This is a genomic window from Haladaptatus marinus, assembly GCF_051194195.1.
Window position 1 is genome coordinate 168,284 of record NZ_JBLZNK010000007.1, and the last position, 25,780, is coordinate 194,063.

20 protein-coding genes and 5 pseudogenes are annotated in these 25,780 nt (G+C 54.5%); 11 read left to right on the forward strand and 14 right to left on the reverse strand.

What is annotated here, in order from left to right; translation table 11 throughout:
* Window positions 1-37 precede the first annotated feature (37 nt).
* The 3 genes from ACN2TU_RS22865 to ACN2TU_RS22875 all read right to left on the reverse strand — a co-directional run bounded on the left by ACN2TU_RS22865 (window position 38) and on the right by ACN2TU_RS22875 (window position 2,298).
* On the reverse strand, window positions 38-310 hold the full coding sequence (locus tag ACN2TU_RS22865; RefSeq protein ID WP_435158719.1) for a PrgI-related protein: 273 nt from the start codon (window positions 308-310) through the stop codon (window positions 38-40).
* Between the two features lie 151 nt (window positions 311-461).
* On the reverse strand, window positions 462-1,865 hold the full coding sequence (locus ACN2TU_RS22870) for a TrbL/VirB6 family protein (protein WP_435158722.1): 1,404 nt from the start codon (window positions 1,863-1,865) through the stop codon (window positions 462-464).
* A gap of 10 nt (window positions 1,866-1,875) precedes the next feature.
* Window positions 1,876-2,298, reverse strand: a complete 423-nt coding sequence (locus ACN2TU_RS22875; protein WP_435158724.1) for a hypothetical protein — start codon at window positions 2,296-2,298, stop codon at window positions 1,876-1,878.
* A gap of 243 nt (window positions 2,299-2,541) precedes the next feature.
* Between ACN2TU_RS22875 and ACN2TU_RS22880 the strand changes: the two genes are divergently transcribed.
* From ACN2TU_RS22880 to ACN2TU_RS22890, 3 genes are read left to right on the forward strand one after another with little or no spacing between them, the layout of a single operon-like run.
* Entirely contained in the window at window positions 2,542-2,775 is a 234-nt protein-coding gene (locus ACN2TU_RS22880; RefSeq protein WP_435158726.1) for a winged helix-turn-helix domain-containing protein, read from the forward strand.
* On the forward strand, window positions 2,772-2,942 hold the full coding sequence (locus tag ACN2TU_RS22885; protein ID WP_435158729.1) for a hypothetical protein: 171 nt from the start codon (window positions 2,772-2,774) through the stop codon (window positions 2,940-2,942). Before ACN2TU_RS22880 ends, ACN2TU_RS22885 begins: the two co-directional genes overlap by 4 nt.
* Before the next feature lie 2 nt (window positions 2,943-2,944).
* Entirely contained in the window at window positions 2,945-3,139 is a 195-nt protein-coding gene (locus ACN2TU_RS22890; RefSeq protein ID WP_435158731.1) for a hypothetical protein, read from the forward strand.
* A gap of 9 nt (window positions 3,140-3,148) precedes the next feature.
* On the opposite strand, the gene ACN2TU_RS22895 is transcribed toward ACN2TU_RS22890, so the two are convergent.
* From ACN2TU_RS22895 to ACN2TU_RS22905, 3 genes are all read right to left on the reverse strand, one after another.
* Window positions 3,149-4,504 (reverse strand): hypothetical protein, encoded by a 1,356-nt coding sequence (locus tag ACN2TU_RS22895; RefSeq protein WP_435158734.1) that lies wholly within the window; start codon window positions 4,502-4,504, stop codon window positions 3,149-3,151.
* Window positions 4,505-4,711: 207 nt separating this feature from the next.
* Window positions 4,712-4,948 carry a hypothetical protein gene (locus ACN2TU_RS22900; protein WP_435158737.1) on the reverse strand — a complete coding sequence of 79 codons (237 nt, stop codon included), beginning with the start codon at window positions 4,946-4,948 and terminating at the stop codon, window positions 4,712-4,714.
* A 135-nt stretch (window positions 4,949-5,083) separates the two neighbouring features.
* A complete protein-coding gene (locus ACN2TU_RS22905; protein WP_435158740.1) occupies window positions 5,084-5,794 on the reverse strand; it encodes a phosphoglycerol geranylgeranyltransferase in 711 nt (236 codons plus the stop codon).
* A gap of 91 nt (window positions 5,795-5,885) precedes the next feature.
* On the opposite strand from ACN2TU_RS22905, the gene ACN2TU_RS22910 reads away from it, so the two are divergent.
* On the forward strand, window positions 5,886-6,575 hold the full coding sequence (locus tag ACN2TU_RS22910) for an SOS response-associated peptidase (RefSeq protein ID WP_435158742.1): 690 nt from the start codon (window positions 5,886-5,888) through the stop codon (window positions 6,573-6,575).
* A gap of 180 nt (window positions 6,576-6,755) precedes the next feature.
* Here the strand turns inward: ACN2TU_RS22910 and ACN2TU_RS22915 are convergent, their stop codons facing one another.
* From ACN2TU_RS22915 to ACN2TU_RS22935, 5 genes are all read right to left on the reverse strand, one after another.
* Window positions 6,756-7,070 (reverse strand): DUF7344 domain-containing protein, encoded by a 315-nt coding sequence (locus ACN2TU_RS22915; protein ID WP_435158745.1) that lies wholly within the window; start codon window positions 7,068-7,070, stop codon window positions 6,756-6,758.
* A gap of 87 nt (window positions 7,071-7,157) precedes the next feature.
* The gene (locus ACN2TU_RS22920) at window positions 7,158-7,796 is read right to left on the reverse strand and encodes a helix-turn-helix domain-containing protein (RefSeq protein WP_435158747.1); all 639 of its coding nucleotides are present in this window, start codon (window positions 7,794-7,796) and stop codon (window positions 7,158-7,160) included.
* Between the two features lie 242 nt (window positions 7,797-8,038).
* Window positions 8,039-8,341, reverse strand: a complete 303-nt coding sequence (locus ACN2TU_RS22925) for a geranylgeranylglyceryl/heptaprenylglyceryl phosphate synthase (RefSeq protein ID WP_435158749.1) — start codon at window positions 8,339-8,341, stop codon at window positions 8,039-8,041.
* A 57-nt stretch (window positions 8,342-8,398) separates the two neighbouring features.
* Complete coding sequence (locus ACN2TU_RS22930; RefSeq protein WP_435158751.1) at window positions 8,399-8,848, reverse strand: type II toxin-antitoxin system VapC family toxin; 450 nt, start codon at window positions 8,846-8,848, stop codon at window positions 8,399-8,401.
* Complete coding sequence (locus ACN2TU_RS22935; RefSeq protein ID WP_435158754.1) at window positions 8,845-9,174, reverse strand: AbrB/MazE/SpoVT family DNA-binding domain-containing protein; 330 nt, start codon at window positions 9,172-9,174, stop codon at window positions 8,845-8,847. The genes ACN2TU_RS22930 and ACN2TU_RS22935 overlap by 4 nt, the downstream gene beginning before the upstream one ends.
* A 134-nt stretch (window positions 9,175-9,308) precedes the next feature.
* Here ACN2TU_RS22935 and ACN2TU_RS22940 point away from each other — a divergent pair.
* Window positions 9,309-9,396: pseudogene (locus ACN2TU_RS22940) on the forward strand (IS5/IS1182 family transposase); the annotation flags it as partial.
* Window positions 9,397-9,439: 43 nt separating this feature from the next.
* Here ACN2TU_RS22940 and ACN2TU_RS22945 read toward each other — a convergent pair.
* Window positions 9,440-10,651 carry a trypsin-like peptidase domain-containing protein gene (locus ACN2TU_RS22945; protein ID WP_435158756.1) on the reverse strand — a complete coding sequence of 404 codons (1,212 nt, stop codon included), beginning with the start codon at window positions 10,649-10,651 and terminating at the stop codon, window positions 9,440-9,442.
* Between the two features lie 382 nt (window positions 10,652-11,033).
* On the opposite strand from ACN2TU_RS22945, the pseudogene ACN2TU_RS27030 reads away from it, so the two are divergent.
* The 5 genes and pseudogenes from ACN2TU_RS27030 to ACN2TU_RS22965 form a co-directional block, all read left to right on the forward strand.
* A pseudogene (locus tag ACN2TU_RS27030) lies at window positions 11,034-11,189 on the forward strand (DUF8139 family protein); the annotation flags it as partial.
* Between the two features lie 269 nt (window positions 11,190-11,458).
* Window positions 11,459-15,523 carry a hypothetical protein gene (locus tag ACN2TU_RS22950; RefSeq protein WP_435158759.1) on the forward strand — a complete coding sequence of 1,355 codons (4,065 nt, stop codon included), beginning with the start codon at window positions 11,459-11,461 and terminating at the stop codon, window positions 15,521-15,523.
* 48 nt (window positions 15,524-15,571) lie between these two features.
* A complete protein-coding gene (locus tag ACN2TU_RS22955; RefSeq protein WP_435158761.1) occupies window positions 15,572-17,533 on the forward strand; it encodes a hypothetical protein in 1,962 nt (653 codons plus the stop codon).
* Between the two features lie 888 nt (window positions 17,534-18,421).
* Window positions 18,422-24,040 carry a DUF6603 domain-containing protein gene (locus tag ACN2TU_RS22960; protein WP_435158764.1) on the forward strand — a complete coding sequence of 1,873 codons (5,619 nt, stop codon included), beginning with the start codon at window positions 18,422-18,424 and terminating at the stop codon, window positions 24,038-24,040.
* 70 nt (window positions 24,041-24,110) lie between these two features.
* The gene (locus ACN2TU_RS22965) at window positions 24,111-24,944 is read left to right on the forward strand and encodes a hypothetical protein (RefSeq protein WP_435158765.1); all 834 of its coding nucleotides are present in this window, start codon (window positions 24,111-24,113) and stop codon (window positions 24,942-24,944) included.
* Window positions 24,945-24,961: 17 nt separating this feature from the next.
* Here ACN2TU_RS22965 and ACN2TU_RS22970 read toward each other — a convergent pair.
* Window positions 24,962-25,113: pseudogene (locus tag ACN2TU_RS22970) on the reverse strand (IS1595 family transposase); the annotation flags it as partial.
* Between ACN2TU_RS22970 and ACN2TU_RS22975 the strand changes: the two are divergent.
* Window positions 25,112-25,241, forward strand: a pseudogene (locus ACN2TU_RS22975) (IS5/IS1182 family transposase); the annotation flags it as partial. The pseudogenes ACN2TU_RS22970 and ACN2TU_RS22975 sit on opposite strands and share 2 nt — an antisense overlap.
* Window positions 25,242-25,397: 156 nt before the next feature.
* Here ACN2TU_RS22975 and ACN2TU_RS22980 read toward each other — a convergent pair.
* Window positions 25,398-25,487 (reverse strand): annotated as a pseudogene (locus tag ACN2TU_RS22980) (IS1595 family transposase); the annotation flags it as partial.
* Between the last annotated feature and the right edge of the window lie 293 nt (window positions 25,488-25,780).

Genomic DNA, 25,780 nt, shown 5'->3' on the forward strand with positions numbered 1-25,780 from the left:
AATGTCGGGGGTGTTGGTTTGCGGGTGATACTGTGGGTTAGCGGCGGTTCTGACGGGAATGGAGCTTCACCGACTGCCGAGTGAGCCATTTCGTCCGTTGAGCGACGAACTCACCTGCTGTGAGGTACGCCGGTTCAACAGCGAGCACAACTCCTGCACCCGCTAACGCGACGAGCGTCAGGAGGATGCCCGCGATTTGGAGTCGCTTCGGGAGGAATGGTGTCAATACCAAGATCCCGAGTGCCGGGTAGATGGCACGAACGAGTTCGTTCATGTCCCACCGACCGAAGACGTCCCGTCCGCTAGCCATTTGATCGAGAACTTCTGCTCCGGGTGAATTTGACATGTGTGATCTGGGTGTAGGGGATCACCGCAGCACAGTGCCGCTCAAGAACGACACTGCTTGACTGCGAGTGGGAGGACAGAACCCGTCCTCCGTGGTTGAAAGTCGATACTGGCTGTCAGTCATCGGTATAGCCCTTCTTTCCGGACAACCGCCATCCGCCTTCGTTCCGACGCTTACGCATGCTTTCGTTCGGACGTGAGGGCGCCATCTCCGGCTTCGATTCCTGCCGTGTGATGGGTGATTTCTTAGGTTCAGGCGAAGGCGAGGAACCGTCTGTACCGCCATCCGACCGAATGGCTCGAAGATTTTGGCGTCGACTGTGAAGCCAATTGGTGGCAGATTCTTTGCGCTCTTTGGCACGCTCATAGGACTTCTCCATACCATCCTTCGTAGGACGACTGTTCCCGGCCGCTTTGCTCATCTTTCCCGCATAGCGTCGCGTTGCGATCGACGTCCAACCGAGGATCGCGATCGACAGGACAGCGCCACCGAGAAAGCCCATTCCGACGAGCATGTCGCCGAGGACTCCAAATCCGAAATCGAAGTCGATAATCAACCCAAGGCGGAGAAGGAATGCCGCCGGAAAGACGAGGATGAGCAGCGTGAGGTAGTGCCACGCTAATCGAGCGAAGAACCCACGTATCCACTCAGCTGGTGCCGTGAGCGCCATGATCACCAGAATGGGCATGCACACCTGATAGAGGATGAGTAGTGCGTGGCGCGTACCGAACATAATCGCCAAGGCAAATATCTCGGAGAGACTCGCCCCTTGGGTCAAGATGATGGTGAGTATTCCCCCAGAGGCGAGCTTGGCCAATCCATTCAGCGTCGTGGCCATCTCTGCCCCACTCGGGGCGAGTGTAGTTGCAAAGGCATTGTTCAGCCGGGCGATTGCTGTTCCGATCTGCCACCAGAGGCCGATAAACATCCCGCCAGCCGTCGTCTTAATCAGTAAATTACCTCCATCAAGATCCCGTCCCATACCGGGTGCGGTGACCTTGATCGCGGAAAACCAGTGATTCAACACCAGCAGGACCATCGAGGTCGAGCCGACGAATGGAACGTAGAGCTGCCAGAAGATATCGTTCCAATTGGGATTCTGGTTCTCGACGGGGTACCCGAGGATACCGAGATAGCCATCATTTGTCGGGAATGGCGTCCCGACGATAAAGCCGGTAAAGGCGTTGATGAATTCCTCGATTGCCGTCGTGATTTGCTCAACAAGCCACGTCCCAGCGAGGAAATTAATCGCGATCTTCGCGGTCTCTTTCGGCCCCGGGATATCAGGCATGAACCCACCGAAGCCACCATTTCCGGACGAGCCACTGCCCGGCGCATGCGAGCCATTGGCTGGCGTCGTTGTCGTCGAATTATTGGTCGCAGATCCGTTGGGCGAGGTGGCTTGATACATCGAGTGTGACGAGTGGGAAGTGGCGGCGATCGCCGGCGAAATCAGCAGTGGCACCAGAAGGGCCGCGGTAAGACTGACAACCAACACTCGTCGGGTGTTGGCGTGCATGCATTCCTCCTTAGACACCGGGCAGACAGCTGGTATCGACCGGGAAAGCCATCCAGCCCATCATGATGCCGAGCAACGAGAGGCCGACAAGGGCGCTAATGAAGCCCTTGTGCCCGTCCATCTGCATGCTTTTGAACGTGCCTTGCTTGCCACTCGACATCGAGAGTGCTTGTCCACCTCCACCGATGAGTTGGCTCAGCGCGTAGGCACCGACGAGGAACGTCCCGCCAGCGGTGAGAAAGAACGGGAGTGCCTGTCCGATGAACTTGGATTGATCACAGACCTTCACGCTCCCACTCGATTGGGCGGCGGCACGACCGATAACGAGGCCCGACGTAAGCGCGACACTGTATGCCTTGGGGATCGCTTTTGCAACCGTCTCGTCCGTGACGCCGATTGCTCGACCAGCACGCACGGCCACTGTGTCTACCAACTCTATACCAGCATCTACTGCTTCTGCAATTGTCTGTGAAACGGAATTATTTGATCCTGTTTCCGACCCGTTCCTGTCGCTCTGCTCGTGGTTTCTTGAGGGAACCATATTCCATCCTACTCAACTAGAAATAGAAATAAATAGTTTACGGACAGTAGTGTCTTTTCATACTTGACTGTCCGTAAACTACAATAGGTCAATGACAGACAACACTTACGTATGATACGCTACGAATTGCAGCCGATGGTTCGACTAAAGGATGTTGACAAGCAAATCCTCGACCTGTTTCACGAAGGCGATCGAACGCAATCCTATCTGGTCGACGAAACAGGCTACACACGGCAATACATCCACCAGCGATTAGAAGTGCTGGAAGCAGCGGGCTACATCGAAAACATCCATGCCAAATCCGCACTGTACCACCTCCTTACTGACCCACGCGAAAACACAGAGGACGGCGAAGACACAAACTCATGAACGCACTCAAAACGACACTCATCGATGCGATCAAGCACAGTCGAAAAGTGCGCTTCTGGGGAGCAATTCTCCTGGCGCTCCTCGTTTGCTATGCCTTTGGTATCAAGGGGATTGGATCATTCATCATCGTCCTTGGTACCGCCGCCATCGCAAACTGGAGGGCGTAACAATGGGCACCCTCGGGAGAGGAGCATCTGCAATTCTATTCGCGTTTGGAGCCCCGTTCATCGCGTTCGGACTCTCTTTCATCGGATTCTGGTACTATCTCTCGATGTACCTTCCCGAAGGCTGGGCAAAACCAGCGGCGTTTCTTATTTCGCTTATCTGTGTCTGGGGTGTCCTCCGCGATATCAGAAAAATCTGATCTCGAGGATCAAACCGGCTTCCCATCTACAGTGATATTCTCCATTACGTCACCCGACCCGCGAAAGAGCACGTTCTCTGTCGCCTGCCAACCAGGTGTTTGAACCTGCAGATTCCGAACTGTGACATTGTTTGCTGCATCGTCAACCACGAGCGCTTTCGTCGGTGTATCGTGAATTGCTATCGAGACGTTCTCGATCAACGCTTTCTGCACCCCATGAAGGACAGTGAGGCTCCATCCGGTCGGCTTCTTCTGGATGATTTGGGTATTCTTGACCGTACAGGAACCATCATCGATCCGGATGGGACGCTGCTCGTAGTAGAACTTGTTTCCGAACGACTGATCGATGATGACCTTGCACCCGATGATCTTCGAGTTTGTCCCGCCAATGCGGATGTTCGAGGCCTGTGAGTTGCCCGCAATACAGTTTATCACTTCGACAGTGCCGTCTCCTGTACCCGGATGTCCACCGATTACGTAGATCCCGTTGTCAGGCCACCCGCCACAGATAACCCGTTCTAAGCGGAGCTTCCCCTGCGTGCGTGGATGCATCGTAATCCCCGATGTCGCCCACGAACGACCAGCATACGGCCCCCCGTCGTAGGTATCTCGCGTATTGATTGTCTTTTGGTAGGTAAGACCACCATGCCGGATGTCGATATTCCGGGCCCGAATGAACGCATTCTCAGTCGCGGGGTTCAGTCGGAATGGTCCCTGACAGCCGAGCGAGTGCATACCGACTTGCCGAATGTTCTGGATCACCGATTTCCCGGCCGTATGATGGTTCAGAATCTGCATCCCTTCGTTCTTCCCACGCCAATCAGCAGTGAACCCACCGAACACGAAGCGTCCCTTGTGCGGTGTATCAGGCACTCCGATTTTGAAATGCTGAGCAGGGCCGTGATACTCCCCCTCGGTAACATCGAATCCCTCGATCGCGTCTACACGTCCGTGCGTGAGGACGGCATTTTGTCCGATAATTCCGAGGTTACGGAGTCCAACGTGGCGATGGTTCGTATTGAGCTTGTACCGACCGGGTGGGAAGTAGACGAGTGTATCGTCGTCGATCACACGGTCGAGAACATCATCGACCTCTTGCTTTCCAGTGTTGTCTGCGCCTTTCTTTGTGATGTTGACTCGGTGCTTGAACTGGTCAGTATACTTTGTCGGATCGAGTCCTGACGGCATACCGCCAGTTGAATTCGTGCTATTGGTGCTGTTCGATCCAGTATCTACCGCACCAATTCCACTGCCATACACACACCCGGACAGTGATGCAAGGCCGAGACTGGCGGTTGTTGCGAGAAACGCCCGTCGACTGTGCGATTCGTGGCCATCTGTGTCAGCGGTTGGTGGTGGTGTCATAGGGGAATCACTCGCGTTTCAGTGCAGGCGTTGTTTCTAGAATACGTTATTACCCACCATTAGATAAGTTTTACGTACGTTACTAAGTGAATTGAAGCGGGTTTTTAGAATTTCAGATGCCTTTGTTAGCATCGTATACTAACAAAGAGGTTGAAGAAAGAGTGGGAGAGGGGAAGAACTCAAAGCGCAGTCAGACCGAACAACTAGTTAGCGAGTAGTACCGGGAACGAGATCCCAGACTTTCTCTGTCGCGACGTACTCACCGTCCTGCTCTCCGATGTATCCCTCTGCAAGGGCCTCGGCTATCGAATCATCAATATCGCCGTCAAAGCGACCGTGCTGAGTTGCAATCACACCAATGTGGTCGCGATCGATTGTCGCACGGTTCTGCCCGCCAGTGTTATGCTCGATGATCCGGGCTACGATTGCGGCATTCTCGCTCATAACAATACATAGTGTCTGAACGTCGTTAAATCGGTGGGCGATATTGGTTAGTAGTACATACTAACTTGCGGCCGATTGCTTGTAGGCACACACTCCCGATCGATACAATCACCACTTCGATTCGAGAGCATCGGTTTATGACTCGTGCTTTGCATCCCTTGCTCCGCGAACAGTTTCCTCAACCGTCTCGATGCCAGCCTCATGGAGCACATCGCCAACAATGACTGTATCAGCGACATTCGCCATTTCATAGGCCGAGTCGTAGTCGTGAATCCCGCCCCCATAGAAGAGCTGCGCTGATGAGAGTGCATTCCGTGTGGCAGCGACAACTGCTGGATTACCGAGGGTGCCAGAATACTCGAGGTAGACAATGTCCTGGCCGAGGATCTGTTCGGCGAGTTCAGCATAGGCGACGACGTCATCGACATCGAGGTCGCAGTCTGCCTGCGTGTACGTCGCAACTGACGACGCTGGATTCAGGACAATATAGGCTTCTGGATGGACTGCTTTCCACTCAAGATCAGATGAACGAACCCATTCGTGGTGTGCTCCTGTGATCCACAGTGGGTCATTGGCATTCAGGACAATCGGTAGCAAATAGCCCGAAAGTGCCTCGTTATGGAACAGCGTTGGGCGGTAGGTTGGTTCGACGAATATGGGGATCTCGGTAGAAGAAAGCGCATCAAGAATCGGCTGAACACGGGCTTCTGTGACGTTCGTGGTGCCACCGATAATGATTGCATCCGTACCGATGTCCGCAATGTCTACGTAGGAATCCCCATCATGGAGTGGTTTGTCTGGGTCAACCTTCGTAACGTGCTCCCACTGTGCCCACGCAGCCGCCATAGCTTACGGTAGCTCCGTCACATGCAAACCATTTGCCTTCGATCCTTCCCGGTCACCATACGTTGATGCGCCTGTGGACCGTACATATTCTATGTGTGGGCGAACTGCGCTCTTCATCCAGCAACAAGACCTCGAGGACCGCTTCGACGCACGGGTCGTCACTGATGGTGGGTACACACCACGATACAATATCGCTCCCGGCGAACCCTTAGAGGTCATTACGAATGAGACACCTAACGAGATCGACCAGTACCACTGGGGATTGATACCGTTCTGGGCGGACGAACCCGAAGAGGGAATCATCAACGCTCGCTCCGAAACGGCTGACGAGAAACGCGTCTTCCAGAATGCGTGGAAATCACGGCCGTGCTTGGTCCTTTCATCCGGATTTTACGAATGGCAGCAACAGAACGGTGGCCCGAAACAGCCGTATCGTGTGTATCGTGAGGACTCTCCAGCGTTCGCGATGGCTGGTCTCTGGGAAGTGTGGGAAGGAGATGGGCAGGCGATTCCCTGTGTGACGATTCTGACGACCGAACCTAACGACGTGATGAAGCCGATCCATAATCGGATGCCGGTTGTACTCGGTAGTGAGGATGAAGATCGGTGGCTTTCGGCCGGACCAGACGAACGCGAAGCGTTGTGTCAACCGTATTCTCGTGATGATTTGGCTGCCTACGAGATCTCGACACGAGTTAACAACCCCAGTCATGACGATCCGTCGGTCATTGAGCCAGAGGAACGCGAACAATCGGGACTTGGTGAATTCACGTCAGAATAACCAATAGAGTTCTGTGGTCGATGCATACCCTCTGCACGAACCGGAGCAGGAGATGGAACGAATTCACGTCGGGTTCAATTCAAATCGGCAGCCGATAGACGTCTGCTGAAGAGAGCATGTGACGTGAGGGCTGGCATAGCGAGAAATAGACCGTCTAACCAGCGACAACAGTGCTGAAAATTAGCAGTCAGCGAGTTCGTCGTGGCAATTCTCAATCACCGCTAACAGAGGGAGAATCGTGTCGAAGTCCGGTCCTCGAACAATCTCGTTGGTATCTCGATTCCAAGTGATGAACCCTGCAGCATCCAGCCGCGGAAGGTGGTTGTGATAGAACGCAGCCTGCAAGTCTTTCGTTTTCTCGTCACCAACAGGCATATTTTGGGGCACGATTCCCTCGGCCCGTTGCGGATTCTCTGTTCGCAACGCAACCAATAAGTGCCGCCGATGCTCATTCGCTAATACTTCGAACATTGTCTCTCGCTTCTGTTCGTTCATTGCACATCAGCCGTAGAGACAGGGGGAAAAAGGAAAATCGTCTGTGTGCACAAGATGTTTATTACCCCTCGGGAATTAGAGGACGAGTCATTCAAAGAGATTTACAAGCACTTTCTCGAGACCGCGCCAGAGGCGTTCAGAAAACGCTTGCTGGGTAATGTCGAGTTCATCAGCCAACGCTTGCATTTGCACTTCTCGTGGAATCGTGAAATAGCCGCGCTTGAGTGCGAGAACGATTGCTTCACGCTGTTCGTTCGTCAATCCGAACATCCGTCCTCGCAATCCCTCCTCGGTCAAGGTGTACACACGCTCGATGTGAAGCGGGATCTCGTGGTCGGTGCAAAAGTTGTAGAACTGGCCGACATGATCGTGATCAATGAATCGGAGAATGAAATGCCACGCGTCGTCCCCTGTCGCTTCAAGAATCGTCCCTTCCGTTTTGACGATGCCGGCGAGGAGGTCTTCGTATTCACCCGTCCACTCGACTTTGTAGAGCGACTGGTCACCAAGGGTGTCGAGCCGGACGAGATTTTTGACGTATTCACTTTCGGCGACGCTCACTTCTAATCCCTCTCTATCTGGATTGACGATCCAGAAAAAAGGCATGACGTTGTTTTCACTGGGGACGATTTCTTCGAGTTCGATACGGGTATTGCCAGCCCCGGATAATGCCTGGCCTAACGCTAAGTTCTCCTTCTCAATAGTGAATTCAACAATGACACTCATACCCAAGACTCGCCTTCGAAGAAGGTAGCTGTTGAGGCGGTATCTAGAATCGGACGGTCGTACTGGGAGTTGTTGCTTGTTGGTGGCAGCGGTCTTTGGACATTTTCAAAATACGCACCTGCCGGATTCACTGCTACTTATGATTTTAATGGAGACACAGCCACTGTCTGTAACAAGGAGTCGCCATCCCAGGATATCCATCAGGAGTACGGACGAGAGAAAAGACAGACACTGCGTCGGACTTAGAGCCACTCATCCGGGAATTCGTCGGCATTCAGGACGATTGGAAGCAAATAGCCAACGAGTGCCTCGGTCTGAGAAGACGACGACGGGCGATAGGTCGGCTCGATGAATATCGGGATCGCCGTAGAGGAGAGTACATCGAGAATTGACTGGACCTTTGACTCTGTAATGTTCGTGGTGCCACCGAGAATGATTGCATCTGTTCCTGTGTCAGCAATGCCAGCGTAAGTATCCTCATCGTGGAGTGCTTTATCCGGGTCAACCTTCGTAATGTGGTCCCACTGTGCCCACGCAGCCGCCATACCTCATCGTAGTACGGAGATACGCAAACCGCTTTCCGTCTGTTCGTATCCCACGTGTCACGCTGGATCTGTCCGGATCCGTTCGACTGATACGTCTACGACGAGCTCCGTGAAATCCTCATCAGCACCGACCAGAAGAGTTGCATCTTCGGCAACCGCAAGCGCCACGGCATATGCGTCGCCGAGCGCGATACCCCCTGCTCCTTTCACTTCAGCTGCCAGTGGCCACGACTCGGAGGGTGCACACAGTGTGACACCGCCGTCCACCAAGTCACGCACGGCCTGTCGGCCGGTCGCCGGTGTCTCTTCTGTTGGCGTTCCCGATGGGGAACCAGTTTCAAAGCGGGCTATTTTATACATCAGTTCTGTCGCCGTGATTTCACTGACCGCTACGGCCTCTTCACCCATGTAGACATCCGTCAGGAGGTCGCGAACAGTCTCTCCACCGGGTTCACCATAATAGTATGCAAGGAGGGGTTCCGTATCAAGAACGTAGCGATAGCTCATTCGTCGGTGGTCTCGTCTCGGTCGTCGGTAGCGACGTAGCGCTTGTAGTCACGCTGGTCGGCGGTGTCCTCTGCCTGGCGCTCAGCTGCCTGCTCCTCTCGATGGTGCGTAATGACCTCGCCACGCTCGTAGTCTTCGCCCAGTGACCCGAAGCGTTCATTGGGTGTTGGCACTGGTTCGACGACGAGTTCGCCGTCTTCTTCGCGGAAGCGCACACGGCCTGGGATTTCGATGCCGTACTTCTCACGGAGCGACTTGGGGATCGTCGCCTGGCCTTTGCGGCTGATACGGACGACGTGGTCGCCATTTTCACTCTTACTACTCATAGTTCTTTACTGAGTAGATAGTATGACTTCCAGAATATTAAAACATACGGTGAGAGGGGATTGAGCCCCCCAAAGAACCACCCGCTGCTCCATTTTGTACTAAGCGGGTGTACACAGCTTTTCTGAACATGGGCGCCGTGCGTGCGCGAACCTGGTACACGAGAATTTCGTGAACTCGTCGTGAAATGTGTGGTTCATAACATCAAGCGTACCGCAACATGACCAAATCAACCGCCGTACGGCGATTCACCAGTGCCCTTTCTTCTTAAGACGTCCAGCTCTGAATTTTCGACCGGACCTCTGTTGCCGGAACATGCGTTGAATAAGTTTGATCGTGAAATACTTCGTAAACCTGTGGTTCAACCGGTTTTGGAGCCTCTCCAACCACTCTACCATTCTGTTCCACCGGGGTTGCCCCGGTCGTCAACCCGACAACAGCACCATCCGTTGTTGTAAGTGGACTCCCGCTAGATCCACTCATAGCCGGCACTGTCGTCAACATACTCCTGCGATCGGTCTTCACGTATCTACCAAGGCTAATCACCCAATTCCCAATCGCATAGGGATGACCGACTTGAAGCAAAGGCTGATTTTTCTCAAGCGACCCCTCGTCACCCATCGTAACGCTCGGAATCGGCACAGAGTCCATCTCAGTCGGTCGAAGAACAGCAACGTCTGGCTGAAGCGACTCATCGATTATCTCCACAGTAAACGACTCCCCACCAAGTGTCCAGCACTCCAACGTCCGAGACCCCTCAACAACGTGCCCATTTGTGATGATATACTCCCCATCAACACACCAACCAGTCCCCCCTTGACTACCTCTGCTGGAGGTTTTCCCGATGATCTTCACGACGGACTCTCTCAGTTCTTTCCCGGTCTTTTGAACAGCAGCTCGTGTATCATCGGAAAACTCTCCAGTAGCCTCCGGAGTGGACTGCTGGGATTGCCCAGAGTCAACCGTCCCTAATTGCTCAGTACACCCGGAAAAACCAGCTATACCCGCCCCGACCGTGGCAAGAACAGATCTTCTACTCTGTGACAGTTTCCGGATACGGTTAGCAGAATTCATCGGATACATAACTATTTCCTTCGGCCCACTTAAGTTGATGTCGTGGTCCAGACAGTACTCAGTCGTACAAGCGGCCAATTCCCGTTCAGCAAATAAGAGGCGAAGCTCCCAGCGCTCGTTTCGAGCGATTGCACGCAACACCGACCCTTCGTGTTCGACAGGGATGTGAACGAGATGTTCAATGTGGTCCTCCCATTCGAGTTGATACAAACAGTCTGTTTCGAACTCGCCAATCAGCTGGAAAGCAGCAACGCTGTCATCCTTGCTAAACGCCGCTTCGAGCGGCGCACGATCAGGTACATCGGCCCAAATGAACGATGGAGACCACGTATTGGTGGGCTGCGGGGTTCTCGTGGTTCTCGGTGGTGACTTGGATGAGTTCGGCTCTACTACCTCATGTTGCACTAAGCAGAACTAAGAGAGTTTGGCAAGCGTCTCGAATTTGTGTATTTCCGTTTATGATTTTAGGCGGTAATGATACACTCCATATTGAATGAAGAGTGTATATCCCCCCAATTTCGGGCTTGCTCTGGTTCGTGAAGCATGACCTCTGTTGAATCGGTAATATAGACGGGGGCGTCTGGGTCAATTGTCGGTAAGCGTGAGGACGACGGTCTGGTCACCACTTTCCGGATACCAGACACGGTATCACTGAGTGAGAAATAGCGGTCGAAAACCTGCGTATAAACTCAACGCTTGCGGGGGTTTCATAGTCCTCAAGTCTAGTATCAGGAAAATCGACGGTTACCATCTCAGGTGAGGCGAATTCGAATTTGACCGTTTCAGCGTCGGAGATCTCGTCCGTGTGGATATTCCTGACGATCCCGATTTGGGTGTAATCCACAATCAACAGGGGAATATTGTTAAAATCATTAGTGGCAATGCGAATGGTGTGACTAGTGACGAACGTAAAGAACGGCTATATCAGGTACAGTTCAACTAGGGGGAGGAAATGGATGATTTCATAAATTAAACATATGTATATTGGCACATTCGCCGCCATTTGTGTGGGCTACACTCACAAATCACAGCCAGAACTGTCCATCCTTGACCAGTGTTGTTGTCCTGTACTTCGAGTAAATGTCAGCATTTCTGTCGCACTCCGGTCGACATAGCAGCTGATTAGCTAGAAAAGGCTATGTACATCAAAAACCATTATATAACTCAGTTGGTGAACAGTATTCGTCACTGTCTGTCGTAAGAAAGTAATACATGTACCAAAATCGAGAGATACTGAGTTCAGCCGTACTCGGGGTGAACGGAGACGTACAGGCCAACGAGAGGTTCCCCCGGCTGGCAGAAGGGATTCACCTTCGATGGGGATTCGAACCAGAGCGTGGATTCCCCCAATACGGATTCTATCTCTTCCGACGTCCAACAATTGAACCAGAGCGCCAAGCGGAGGGGTGGCAACTCGTCCCTGATGCGCCTGCTCCGCTCTGTTTGCCTATCCAGCATCCGGACTACCCATGTCGAAAAGGAGAGGAAGACATCGACGATGCACGTGAAATCGCTGATAAGAGGGTTCTATACGGGCCTCCAGAGCGACTGATCGACTCAAGGGTGCTCTCGGCAACTAGTACGGTGACTGCCACCGAGGGCTCGGCCATTATCATAGGTGATAGCACCGACTGGGGAGCAGAGCTCACCGGAGCAGTCTTCCGTTTAAATGATTCTAGTTTGGATTCATCCACCTATACGATCGTTCAGGTTCTCTCAAGTAACAGACTCGTCCTGAGCCGACCCTACGGAGGTGCCTCTGTCTCAACCGCGTCATACGAAATTAGCGAGGATACCTTCGGACACCTGTACGACTATCTCGCACACCTCGTGGACGGCGGAGAGAGGGCCGGTGGAATGGCGGCTCGCGTCCTCCCAACACCAGTATACGCTGACGGGAGAATCAGTGTTAAACAGGGAGAGACGACGGCATCTGGTCGAAATACGAAGTGGGTGTCCGAATTCGAGGGGCTCGTCGTCCAGTTCGCTGTCGACTCGGACGATTCCGGAACCGTCACGGTCGGGAGTAACATCCTCGAAGGTCGGGGGACCAAATGGGACGAGACGCTCGTGGGTTCGCCAGTTCGAATCCGTGACCAACAGGCGATTTACATCGTCGAAAGCGTCCGGAGCAATACGGAACTCATATTGAACCGACCGTACGTCGGAGAGCGAATCTCTTCTCGTAAAGCGAGGTATACTATATTCGACCGGGAGACGTATGAAATCACGGAAGTTGTGGATCACGAATCGCTCCGATTGTCTTCTTCATTCGGAGGAATGCCAGATGCCAGTGGGGAGTTGATCGACGTTGATAGACAACGGTACATAATTGTCAGTTCCGCACAGTCACCCGAGGATGACGGTGTCGGCCAATCTCCTCACTCGTCCTTCCAGTATGCGCTCGATACGATATTGATGGGTGGGCTCGACCCAGCGATTGCACAAATACTCGGACTCTATTGGGTCGACCAGACGATCGTCAATGGTCAGCGATACGATTATCGTGTGGTCGCTGACCACGATGAGATAGTCGACCGGAAAAAAATCTCAGAAGAGGACTGGTACACTGCGGTTCCGACACGGAGAATGGAGCAGATCCTTACAGCGGCTCAAGGGGATCGCGCAGACGCGTTTGATGTGTACGACCAACACGATCAGCCATGGCCGCTGTCCATTCCGAACGACGCAACTGTCTTTTCCCTTCCCGGGATGATGACTCCGACGTTCGATGGAGAGGTAAGAGACGCCAGGAACAACGCTGGCCTCATTTGGGAGGAATACGGCGACGAGGATGACGAGGGGAATCCTCCGCCAGCACTGTTCCACCTCTGGCGTTACGACTATCCGGTAGGGGAGGGTGGAGGTCGTGAGCCGCCGACAGGATCGCCCCCCGATGAGTCCGAGTATAAACTCGTCACGAGAGCGAACGAGAGTGACGATCTCCTCGAGGACGCAGAACCGATTCTACGGGCAGAACTCAGCGAGGGCATCACGCCGGACCGACCGCCGGAGTGGCCGCCGTTCGGACTGGATACTATCGACAGCGGACTGGCTGACGGCTGGTACAGCTATCGGGTTAGCAGTCTCGACCTGTTCGGCCGTCACAGCGAGTTGGGAGGGCCGGCCGTCTGGTGCGCTCCCGGAACGGACAAGGAGAATCCCTGCGACCAGCGAGAACACGAGTTTGCGATCGAACTGCGGAACCGTGTCCCACCGCCGGCACCGTTCGGAGTCGAGGCGACCATCCTCGATCCAACTGATCCACTCGTTCGACGGGACTACTACGAAACGTGGCGCCGTCAAGAGAGAGGTAACCCGCTCCCGTCGTTCGACGACTGGCAAACCAAGTCCGAACATGCTGATCGCATCGGCTTGCGAGTGCGATGGCGCTGGCCGACGCAACTAGCGCCCGACACCGGTGGCTTCTATCTCCACTACCATCCGGGACGACCGAACACACTCCCCGGAAGAACGACTGATGTGGATGACGGATCTCGCGGGGGGTACAGCCGCGTCAAGACAACGATCGAAACGGGTGCACCCGAGAGCGCGTTTATCGGGACATCACTCCACGTCGGGATGGACGCATTCACCATCGTCGACAGCGGTGATCCAAACGAACTCTGGGTCGAGGTTCGACACATCGATCCGAAAGGTGACGAGGTCATGCCACGCGGGGACGCTCCCTGTGTGATATCTGTTCCTCCCGTCTACAGCCAAGGGACGGTGGTGGTCAAGCACGACTCCAATGAGGTGATTGGAAGTAAGACGGAGTGGAACTGGCGCGACCCGTCTCTGCTCGAGGGGCGTTCGTTCCGGACGGCGAACGACGCCCGAAGCTACACCATCACACAGTTTGAAAAACCGAACAAGCTGACGCTCGCAGAAAAATATCAGTTGCCGAGCGGGATCCGCGAACAGTATGATGCGTCAAGTGAAACGACCAGGCTACGAGATTCCGTCTCGGCGAGCTACGCGATCGAGCACCCCCGATTCGCCGATTTCAGTCAGCTCGATCACTGGCAGACCCTGGCCTTCCAGACGGTTCAGTACGAGCCGTCAGTGGGGCAAGCACGGTACTACATGGAGGAGACCGACGACGGCATCACGATTCGGACGTACGAAGTCGTCGTCCCAGCACCGGGGCTCAACGACGGCTCGCTGGAGCCGAGCCTGGACGAGCCGATGGTGTATGGCACCATCGGCGTGAGTGCCTTCGACGAGAACAACAACAACGGTCCGATCGGCCCCCCAGTGACCGTGTATCGCGTCTGGCGCGAGGCACCGGACCGGCCGACGCTCCCGACGTTCGACTCGGATCGCGTCTACGCGACCCGTGCTGACTACCACAGCAAGTCACGCTACACGTTCCGGTGGGTTCGGCCGTCTGGGAGCCTCACGACGCACGTCTTCCGCGCCATGGACAAGACGCTGTTCCGCATCGACTGGGAGCGACGCGAGACGTCCCAGGTACTCGACCCGAGCGATTTAGACCTGTTCCCGCCGGGGTTCAACGATCCTGACGATCCGACGCAGCGACAGCGTCGCGAGGAGATTGCCAAGGAACTGAATCGGCTGAACGACTTCTCGCGTGCGAACGGGAGGGACGACGCCCTCGCGTACTACCGGACGGAGCTTTCGAACGATTCGCTCCGGATCCTCGCCGGATTGCCGGGTAATGAGGCGGCGTTCACGCAGATGACGACTCAGCCGATCGCTGCAGACAATCCGGCGTACGAGAACCGGCCGGGACCCGACGACGATCCGGACGACTATCCCGACGATCCGGACCTGCAGGCGTACACCGACGAACTCGATGGCCGATCGACGAACCGGTACTTCTACCGGGTTGGGTTCGTGGACGACGCGCAGAACGTGAGCGCGTTGAGCCTGTCGAGTCCGCCTGTGTACATGCCGGATGTAGTACCACCGCAGGCTCCTGTGATCGAGCAAATCGTCGCTGGTCATCCGAATGAGAGTGAATCTGATGGAAGGATGATAACGATTCGTTGGAACTCTGTTGACCAGTCGGTCACGCATTTCGATATCTTTCGAACTGAACAGGAATCATACTCTCGTGACATTAGGCTAATGAAAAAAGTCGAAGCGAATGTCCCACCGTTGGTCCAATCAAACGGTGTTTGGACAGACGAAGAACTCCAGCCCTTTACGACGTATTTTTATCGGGTTGTTGCGGTTGACCCGGTTGGAAATGTTTCACAGCCATCGAATGTAGTAGCTGGAAGAGCTTACGATCAAGATCCAAGAGCATGATAGATTGTAGCAACATATGTGAATTTACCACGGTACGGGGGATCGTTCATGAGTGAGGGAGACCTGGCGCTACCAATTGGGCATGTACCCACGGGATCTCCAAATCCTGTCGTGTTAGAGGTGTGTATTGGCCGACCATATAGACAGCCAGTTTCCTTACCTGATGCGAATCAGTTCGTATCGGGAATTGAACTCTGGGTTCCTGACGAGGGAAATCATGGGAATCTCTATGCAATGTTCGATGGATTGCTGTATTTTGACCAGATCCCCGGCCCGGAACCTCAGGCTCCTCTATACAAATTGGAGCTTCACCTTACTCCCGCGAATCAGAACGAATTCGGCAGAATTCGGGGACTATTCGAGCCCATCGCGAAGGTTGTAATATACAAAAACGTCGATCGTGTTCGAACACGAGAGATAATTGAGAATCTCCTTCGCGGCGCATATAATAATGCCTTGAACACCGCTCCTAACCAATGGCACCCAACGATGCGGGAACATTGGCAGGGGCAGAGGTTGAAGGATTGGTTCGACTCCGTCGGTGAACCCGGAACTCCTGAATTCGAAGCTGCTCTTGGAGAGCTTTTGGATTCTATATTTACAGTGGACTTACCAACCCCATTACCACAATCTTCCGTCTCGGTGCAGGCAGGGGACTTGATTGGATTTGCATCAACTGCTCAACCGTTTGATCCACTTCCCTCTGACTGTACGTTCCCACTTGGTCCTGTGACGCCGCGTCGAGTTACAATCGTGACTAAAGAATATGCCGGAAACGAACTCAACCCCTCGTACTATCTGTGGCGTTATCTCTGGGATGCACATCTAGCGAATCCAAATCGTCGTCGTGTGGAATTTATCTCACGCGCATCGATGCGACCTGATCACACCTTTGATCACCCATTATTGAACGAACTCTCCATCGACCTAGATGTGGAAGTACCAGCAAGGATTAGGCTCGCTCCCCCGGCAAATACGATGCCGTTCCCCATCTCCGAGTCGCTTCGAGAATGGCACGGTGCCAAACCAGCGAACACTGAATCAACACTCCAGTGGCGACTGACGAACGACGACAGCGTCGAATTTGAGACGCGAATTCGGCCGGGAGTGAATCAGATTATTGGGGGTACAACAGTTGCGACGTGTGGAGTTAATGCTCAACCGAACGCGAGGTCAAACGCGTGTCCTGAGCCATCACAGGCCGACATCAATAGGATAGGGCAGATCTGGAATAATCATGGGGAGGATATTGATGCCATTTGTTCTCGTTTACAGTTCCCGGTCGAAATTGTCACTGCAATAATACGAGGTGAGTCTAATGGGAGAGCTCGAATAGTGAGACTTGAGCCCATTCGGCAACAGGAGATCCAACAACTCCAAAATTCACCACTTGGTAATACCCCACAAGGAAACATAGTAATCCAAAATGCAATTAATTTGTTGGGCGTTGGTCGTTCGGGACTAATTGTACCAAATAACCCATTCCAGAATAACAATCCGATTCTTCAGGGGTTCCAACTCACTTGGGCACAGTTGGGACAGGTGATTGATAATTCACCGACCTATCGAGCATCCCCAGGGTTGACACAAACACTGATTCAGATGGGACAAAGTCGCATAAACTGGTTGCGCGGATTTTATAATAATGTCCCGGACGAATTTGGGGTTGACCCGTTACCAGTCAACAGAAGAGGGTGGTTTGAATGGCTTTTAAGTTCCCGGAATTCCATTCTTGCGGGCACTGCTCACCTCAAGTACGCCTATTGCAATTTTGGTACGAGATTTGACCCTCCACGGGTCTCAGCCGCGCACAATGCTGGTAGCATAGTGGATGCGAGTACCCTGAGACATTCTATTAACGATGTTCGACACAACCCTTGGCAAATGCGCTGTAACGCAAATATAGACGGATCTACCCACATCAGTAATTTTACAACATATTTCAACGCTGTACGAAACTATCAAGAGACCAGTGGAAATGGTGAGGTAGTATTTACATCAGGACTATGAACGCAATTACCCAGCAGAGGAAACGAGATGACTGACCCACAACTATTTACTCCACTCTCTGATGTTCTCCCGGAAGAAGAAGTTCCAGAAGGAGTATTACAACTTATATCGCCCGTGACAGACCAGATCGCCTACATTGATGGATACGTTCTTCGAGATGTCGATTCGCTATTGGTGAATGCGCATCTCAAAGCTCTAGAGGAACTGGTCGTTGAGGTACCTGGCATGGGGGGGCTTGGACTCGTAATTGGAGGTGGGGATATCGAAATCCATATCCAAAAAGCGGACCAAGATATAGAAGCAATACTTGTTATCGATGCTGCTCGTCTACGCTTTCCAAGAAGCTGGTTAAAGCCAGTCATCCAAGACGACTCTGGGGCATTCGTCGTCAGCGACGATCCAAACCACTTCGTTGAGATCGAATTGACAACCGGTTTGCGTGTTTCTGATGATTTAGATATTGAACCGATTTGGCCGGGCGGTGAACAGGGAGAAATTGCACTTCCACCAGCAATGATCGCAGATAGCGGTGTAATCATCGAAGTACGCGATATTCTTTTTCGATTGTCAGCTAATGTATCCCTGCCACCGGGGGGAGAGGCACTCGGAAATGACTGGCGCGGCATATATATCAAAGAAGGATCAATTCGCTTTGGGAACGAACTCGCTAATCTAACAGATAGTACCTTCACCATCTCTGATGCATTTATTGGGACGGGGGGCTTCACAGGCGAGGTTGAGGTTTCGACATCGACGATGGGGCATTTGGGAGAGATAGAATTCGAGTTGACAAAAATTGACCTCGCATTCATACAGAGCATCCCGACTCGCGGCTCTCTCGAAGGCACCATTCGTCTCCCCTTTTTTGATCAACCACTAAATGTAGAGTTGGGAATAACCAGCGATGGGTCATTCACTGTCGCCGTTGGTGGGTTAAAGGAACTGACTAATGATGTATTCACCCTCCGGGTCGACACCATCGGCTTCAAGGTTGATGGACGCCGTTTCGCCGCACGAATTAGTGGGGAACTAACCCCAAAGTTCGGCGATATCGACTGGCCCAGCTTCGCCGTCCGAGAACTCACCATCGATTCCGACGGCAACGTCCACCTCGACGGCGGCTGGATCGACCTCCGCGACCAGTACAGCCTCGACTTCTTCGGCTTCCAGTTCGAGATCACGAAGTTCGGACTCGGCAAGACCGACGACGGACGGAAGTGGATAGGTCTCAACGGCGGAATTAAACTCGTCGAGGGCCTGCCGATGGGTGCCTCGGTCGAGGGCCTCCGGATCACGTGGGACGACGAGGGAGACGTCGACCTCTCGTTCGACGGCGTCGGTATCGAATTCGAGATTCCGAACACCCTCCGATTCAAGGGTTCAGTCGCCTACACCAAGGAGAACGGCGACAACCGATTCACGGGTGACCTGAAGCTCGAGTTCCTCGCGCTTGACGTCACTATTGACGCGAAGGCTGTCTTCGGGCAAATCAAGGAGGATGGACGAGACACCACATACCTTGGGATCTACCTCAGTGCGGACATCCCATCCGGCATCCCGCTGTTCGCGACGGGACTCGCCATCTACGGCTTCGCCGGACTCTACGGCCACAATCTAGAACCCGACAAGGGAGAAGAAGAAGCGTGGTACAGTCTCGACCAATCTAACAGCTGGTACCACCGTCCAGACTTGGGTGTGACCGACGTGACAAGCAAATGGGCACCAAAGCGGGGATCGTTCGCAGTCGGGGCAGGAATGACGTTCGGAACCATCCCTGACAACGGCCGAATGATATCCGCTCGCGTTCTCCTCGGGGTCGTTCTCCCGGGCCCGATTATTCTCCTCGAGGGCGGTATGGACATGCTGTCGGGGCTACCCGAACTTCCGGAGGAGGGCGTCGAACCGACTGAGAGTGAACCGATCGAAGAACCGCTCTTCCGTGCTCTCATCGTCCTCGACAACAGAGCAGGGACGTTCCTCGCCGGCGTCGAGGGGGGCTACAAGTTCGCAGGCGGTGGAGAGCTAATCGATATCTTCGGCGGTGCAGAGCTGTTCTTCGATTTCAACGATCCAACAGCGTGGTACTTCCACCTGGGGAAAAAAGAGCCCCGTGAACAACGTATCCGTGCGACGGTTCTGTCGCTGTTCGAGGCGAACTCTTACTTCATGCTGGATGCCAAGCAGCTCGCCTTCGGCTCGTGGCGGGGATACGACAAGCACTACCGATTCGGTCCCCTCAAAGTCGACTTCGAGGCATGGATGGAGTGGAACGTGTTGCTCAGTCTGCAACCGCTCCACGTCCACGGCGATCTGTGTCTTCATGGGAGCGTCGGCTTGAAAGCGTTCGGAGTCGGACTTAAACTCTCACTGGACGCGTCGCTCGAGGCTGACGTCTTCAAACCCTTCCACGTCCTCGGCCAAGTCAGGGTGAAACTGAAGCTTCCCTGGCCCCTCCCCAAGCTAAAAGCGACGGTCACTCTTGAATGGGGTCCGAGAAAGAACCCACCGCTGCTCCCACACCCGCTCAAGGAGGTCGCTATCGGCCATCAGAAAGTGACGACGACCTGGCCACTTCCCAGAGACGAGGCCGACAACCCCGATTCCGGTGGGACGTACCCATCATTACTGGTTCCGGACTATCGTCACGAGGGACTCGACGGGTTCCTGACGGAGGAACGGCCGGATTCCCTCGACCCGACTGCACCGCCACCGGACAGAGCGGACCTCCCCGCTGTTCCGCTCGATGCCCGACCGCAATTACTGTTCAATCGGCCGGTCCACGCACGCGAGACGGCCGGAATAGAAACTGGCGCCGCCGAGATAACGCCCGAGTACGAACTCATCGGCGACCCTGGAAAGAACGAGGGACCCGCCGAGGTCAGATATGACCTGACCGCTGTTGGCCTGAGCAAGTGGGTGGAGTCCGAGGGTTCCGGAGAGTGGGTCCCCGTAGAGGACCTATATGGCTCGTGGGGGCCGGTTCCGAAGCTACCTCAACAGGAGGGGCCCGAAGCGGTGACGAACGCCGACCCGGCGATGGCAAATACCAAGCTCCAGCTCTGGTCGAAGAACCCGTTTGATTTCACTCGTCAATCAGGTGGGATGCTCGACGACGCTCTTGATCGAATGTTTCCGGACTACCCCTGTCTTCCGTTACCGACTTGTTACAACCCGGGAGGTGTCAAAAAAGCTGATTTCGAGATCAGTCGGATAGTCCTTCCAGAGTCCGATGAACCGGCGCGACGTATCGAACATAAATCGGCAGCGTGGCCGGTGTTCAGGTTAACTGATAGTACGGATCGACCCGAGGAACCATTCACCGTGGTCACGCAGGATGAGCGAACGTTCCTACGATTTAGGGATACCACATCGAAGGGCGACGGCTCCATTCGCCTGTCGATAACCCTTCCAGCCCCGCACAAATCGGTGAAGGTCGTTGTCCGGCCAGATGTGGGGATCGGTCCAGAAGAAAGTCTCAAGACGCTCACAGCGAGTGCGACCGATCGGAACGGAGACGAGTATACAAAAGCGTGGCCCGACGGGGAGACATCACTCCCTGAAGAGATCGTCGTAGTGTTGACGAGCGAGACGTCCGACATAGCTCAGGTAGAAATCGAGGCAACGGGACCGGGAACCCTCATCCCGAACCCACTCGTTAAAGACGTCTTCCGGCAGCTTGCCATCGGCGAGATATGCGGTGCGAGCGTCCCGCTGAGCGAAACGGTACGAACGCGTTACCGACAACCTGAGACTGGAGAAACCGGCGAGCACGAGGAGGAGCGGCTTCGCACGTTCGACGATGAACGAAAAGTCATCGATAATCGACAGGCACTGGTCGAACGGTGGTACGACGAGGACGATATCTTCGAGCCGTACACGACCTACAGATTGGAAATCGATACGAGAGTAACCGCTCGGGGGAGGAAAGCGGACGGATTCACTTGGAAACCCGATCCGATCGACCTCTCCGAGTACGCGTTCTTCCGCACGGATGGTCCACCTGGGGTCGGTGTCCTATCGACACCGATCGGGACGCACCTACCGGACGAGGTTCGGACGCGAACGACGACCTCTGGGGGTGCCACAGACGACGTATACCAGAGTGAACTGGACGACCTCACACTCTACGTCGACCGGACGACGCCGGAGACGATCCCTTCCTCCGGGGAGCGCCCCTCGCTTCCGCGGCCCGTGTACCGTGCGTACCCGGTCGTCTGCGAGACCAACGTGACCTACGTCGACCTGATGTACCGGGCGAGCCGCCGGGACCTCTCGCTATACCTGTACGACAGCAACAACCGGCCCGTCCGTGATTCCGAGGGCCGACTGCTGGTTATCGACGACCTGTGGCGGGACACCGGGGAACTGTTCCTGGATCGGTCCGACCGCCGATGGGTGACAACGGTACAGAACAGTCGCTGTCTCGATGTCGACGAGATACGGATCCCCAATGACGACGTGCTGGCCGTGGTTGACGACCGACACGTCCTCGATCCTGACACCGTATACGAAGCCCGACTGGTTCCACTCTTGCTGCAAGAGACTTTCTCCGAGGGACGCGGCGGCTGGTCGGAATTCGCCGAGGGCGGGAGCGAGATACCAGCCAAGACGAACTGGCAGGTGGACCACCACAACGTGATATCTGGTAGGCACGCCACTGTTTCAGCAGATGGTCTGCAGTTCACACTTGAGACGAACGACGAATCCAATGCTGGCCCTCCGGACCTTTCCGAGGTAGTAGCGAACGTTGACACGATTCGATTCACAGGGGACACGGCGCGTCCCTCGAAGACCTATCTCATCACGGCCATCGACGAGAGCAGCGGAAGCGTGACGGTTGACGAACAACCGAATCTGGAGACCGATGAAAAAGGCAACGTGATCTCGGACTGGCGGATCGCAGCACGCGGGATCGCTCGTCCTACGAGTAGTATCACATCCCAGTCACCAGGCACGTCATTCGTGTTCACTGGTGATCCGACCATCCCCGCCGATCATCGTATCCCCCCCTCACAGTGGACGGATTATCGTGTCAACCTCAAACTCGGGAGCTTCCCGGCTCCAGGAGAGACCAATTCAGACGAGGAAACCATCGGCGTCGTCTTCAGGCACAGAGAGGGAGATCACTACCGCGTCACGCTGAGTGCAACAGGCGAGCGACGGCTCGTCCGCGTCGCCGGCGGACAGGAGACCGTCCTGGCGAGCGATACGTTCACGTTCGAACGAGGCCATGAGTACGATATCATCGTTGAGGCGCTGGACCGTTCGTTTGGTGTGTACGTGGACGACGAGTTGGTCTACCAGGTCGAAGAAGACGATTCGGCCGACTGGATCGATGCAGGTACCGTTGGAATCTACCAGCGATCTAGTCTTGGAGTCCGTCTGAACAGTGTTCGGGTCGACGACTACCGAAAGGGGGCACCGAGCGTGTACACGTTCTCGTTCACAACGTCTCACTTCGCTAACTTCATCCACCACATCCACAGCTATCAGGACGAGACGTGGCCGGCAGCTGTTTTCCCAAGGGGTGGTGGGTCTATCGACGACCTACTAGCCGCCGCGCAGCCAGTCAGCGTGCAGCCGACGGCTGAAGAGCGCCTCGCGTACGACGCACTCCTCGACCAATTCGACGGCGTTGTCAACCAGAATCCCCCAGAGGTACAGGTTACACGGATCGATACCGAGGGGGAGGAGGGCAGTCCTGATTCGACGGTGGGGTTCCTGTTGCAGAGTCCCGAACCAATCAACTGGACACAGACGGAGTTGGCTGTCTCTCGTGTCACTCGGGGTGTCGAGTCATACGACTCGCATCTGCCGGAGGACGTAAAGCTCATCGAGGCGTCCGGAGGTGACGACGAGCACGTGACGCTCCTTCTACGTGAGCGGGTAGATCTCTCCGGATACGTCATTGAACACAGAGACACTCGTGAATCGGATTCGGACTGGGAGACGTACTACGAATTCGGAGAGGAGCGGCCACTACCGGCTGGGACACGTGTCCGGATACACGAATCGTCACCGGCCCCGACGGAGTCCGGATTGGTACAGCGCGAGTTGGGAGGACGTCATCGGGTCGATCCTATCTCGATCCGAACTCTGATTGAAAAACACGGCGGGGACGTCAGTACGGGCGTTTTCCAGGCGCTATGGTCTTTAGGATCTCCGACAGAGTCCAGTATGAGGGCACTCGTGGAGGACCTCATTGGGCTTCCAATGGACAACATCGCGATACGAATACGCGCGCCGAACGGGTCAGTTGCCCATCAGCGACGATTCCTGTCGGACGAATCGTTTGAGCCGGTTGCTGATCTGAGTGTGATTCGGAATCGGGATGGAACCGGGATACTGCTCCTGCCGGGCACGGCGGTTGAACCGACCTCTTACAGATTCGGGTTCGTGTTCCAATCTCCGACACTGGGACGAATGTCGACTGTGAATACAGACGACGTCTCTGAACGTACGATGATCGACATCCCGTGGAAGACACAAAGGTTCGAAGATGAGTGAGATGCTAGATGGATATTCAATATCCGACCAGGTTATGTTGTTTGGTAACTATACACATACCTGAGTGGAAATGGACGAATCAGACATCCTCTTAACTGAAAACGGAATCGAACTAATCGGTGATTTTCGACTGAAGCACGACCGCGACGGGACGGAGACGGGACGGTTCGATTCGGAGGGAGGCAACCTTCGACTCGGTGGCAACGGACATGACGGCGATCTCGTCCTATCCAATGCAGCCAACAACGAGACGATACATCTCGACGGAGACGCACAGAACATCAGAATTAAGCGGCCGACCGGTGAGAAGTTCGTCGAGCTCGGCCGACATGGAAATCTCGATCTTGGCGGAGGCGGACTTGATGGCGACATCGTACTGCGAGACGAGAGTGGTGAAGAGCGGATTCACCTCGATGCAGCCCACGGAAGTAACACTGATCCCGCGCACGTCCGCGCGTTTGTCGACGGACGAAATGGGAACATTACGCTGGGAGGCGACGGCCAACGAGGTCAACTGTTCCTCAACGACGGGGGGGCGCTTACGATGAGAAATCAGACCGGGCCGACGGTATACCTCAATGGGAATGCAGCTGATCTCTGGCTCGGTGGTGGTGGTGTGGATGGAGATGTCGTCGTTCGTGATCAGAACGGGGAGGAGCGCGTTCACCTCAATGGCGGAATACATGGGAATGCAGATCCAGCACATGTCCGCGCGTTTATCGACGGACAAAACGGGCTCATCACTCTTGGTGGGGACGGGAGATCAGGGATAATTTCACTGAGAGACCGTAATGGCCAAATTATGACGATAATGCCGAATGAAATCTTCGTACCGGGCGTTGGATTGCTTATTCGTAAGATCCAAAGCCTTGAACGACGAATAGAAGCTCTGGAAAGGCGTTAAGAATATCGATAAGGCTCTTACCGAACCTGATGAAACAGGTTGAGGGCGAAGCAGTCAACGAGGCCGTGGGGTGGTGCTCCGACGAGGTTCAATGTCCGTACGAACACGTAGGTTCGAAGGGCTGCTCTAATCCCGGCTTTGAGGGCCCACGGAACTTCGCTAACCACGGGACGCTGCGCGCTCGAGGCCACGCCCACGCACCAGCGCAAGTATTCCTTGCACTGCGTCAGCCTTGTCGTCACTATCACCGACTACGAACGCGGAGACAATCCAGAAAGAACCGTGGTCACAGTATGAGAATTATTCTATATGCTCTGTAGGATCGTTAGATGGCGAGGCGACGACTGCGGTATCTCCGTAGAAAGCAAAGAGACGGAGTGTTGTGGTATCTGAATTTCGTCTCCTCACCCGGGAATGCGTCGCAAAGCTAAACTAGTTGTCGCTAATCTCGCGACGCGGGCAAAAGACGCCGTCACACCAGCAAACCTGTGCCAGCAGGTTCGCGGCCCGACGCTCCGAGACGAACGTCTTGATTGGCATCATCGTGTGTCGGGTGGTGCGTTCGCACCACCCTTGCCCGCTGTGACTTCCAGCTACCCCTCAGAACTTACCAACAATCATCTACCCAAGAGCGTAGAGAGTAAGAATGTTCTGTTTGATGAACTTGCTGTTCAAGCGTTTAACGCGTACTACGATCTACACACAGATTGATTCGGGGCCCCGGGGTGTATTCACTGCCGCTTATACTGCCCACAGGAAGTAAACTACCCAAAAACACCAATTTTGAGAAATCGACCTCGCTACCGTCGCACGTTCTACTTCGGTTATCAAATCAA

Coding starts and splice junctions, on each gene's coding strand:
- ACN2TU_RS22865 (WP_435158719.1), bottom strand. CDS start 310: ATGGCTAGCGGACGGGACGTCTTCGGTCGGTGGGACATGAACGAACTC.
- ACN2TU_RS22870 (WP_435158722.1), bottom strand. CDS start 1,865: ATGCACGCCAACACCCGACGAGTGTTGGTTGTCAGTCTTACCGCGGCC.
- ACN2TU_RS22880 (WP_435158726.1), top strand. CDS start 2,542: ATGGTTCGACTAAAGGATGTTGACAAGCAAATCCTCGACCTGTTTCAC.
- ACN2TU_RS22885 (WP_435158729.1), top strand. CDS start 2,772: ATGAACGCACTCAAAACGACACTCATCGATGCGATCAAGCACAGTCGA.
- ACN2TU_RS22890 (WP_435158731.1), top strand. CDS start 2,945: ATGGGCACCCTCGGGAGAGGAGCATCTGCAATTCTATTCGCGTTTGGA.
- ACN2TU_RS22895 (WP_435158734.1), bottom strand. CDS start 4,504: ATGACACCACCACCAACCGCTGACACAGATGGCCACGAATCGCACAGT.
- ACN2TU_RS22900 (WP_435158737.1), bottom strand. CDS start 4,948: ATGAGCGAGAATGCCGCAATCGTAGCCCGGATCATCGAGCATAACACT.
- ACN2TU_RS22905 (WP_435158740.1), bottom strand. CDS start 5,794: ATGGCGGCTGCGTGGGCACAGTGGGAGCACGTTACGAAGGTTGACCCA.
- ACN2TU_RS22910 (WP_435158742.1), top strand. CDS start 5,886: ATGTGTGGGCGAACTGCGCTCTTCATCCAGCAACAAGACCTCGAGGAC.
- ACN2TU_RS22915 (WP_435158745.1), bottom strand. CDS start 7,070: ATGAACGAACAGAAGCGAGAGACAATGTTCGAAGTATTAGCGAATGAG.
- ACN2TU_RS22920 (WP_435158747.1), bottom strand. CDS start 7,796: ATGAGTGTCATTGTTGAATTCACTATTGAGAAGGAGAACTTAGCGTTA.
- ACN2TU_RS22925 (WP_435158749.1), bottom strand. CDS start 8,341: ATGGCGGCTGCGTGGGCACAGTGGGACCACATTACGAAGGTTGACCCG.
- ACN2TU_RS22930 (WP_435158751.1), bottom strand. CDS start 8,848: ATGAGCTATCGCTACGTTCTTGATACGGAACCCCTCCTTGCATACTAT.
- ACN2TU_RS22935 (WP_435158754.1), bottom strand. CDS start 9,174: ATGAGTAGTAAGAGTGAAAATGGCGACCACGTCGTCCGTATCAGCCGC.
- ACN2TU_RS22950 (WP_435158759.1), top strand. CDS start 11,459: ATGTACCAAAATCGAGAGATACTGAGTTCAGCCGTACTCGGGGTGAAC.
- ACN2TU_RS22955 (WP_435158761.1), top strand. CDS start 15,572: ATGAGTGAGGGAGACCTGGCGCTACCAATTGGGCATGTACCCACGGGA.
- ACN2TU_RS22965 (WP_435158765.1), top strand. CDS start 24,111: ATGGACGAATCAGACATCCTCTTAACTGAAAACGGAATCGAACTAATC.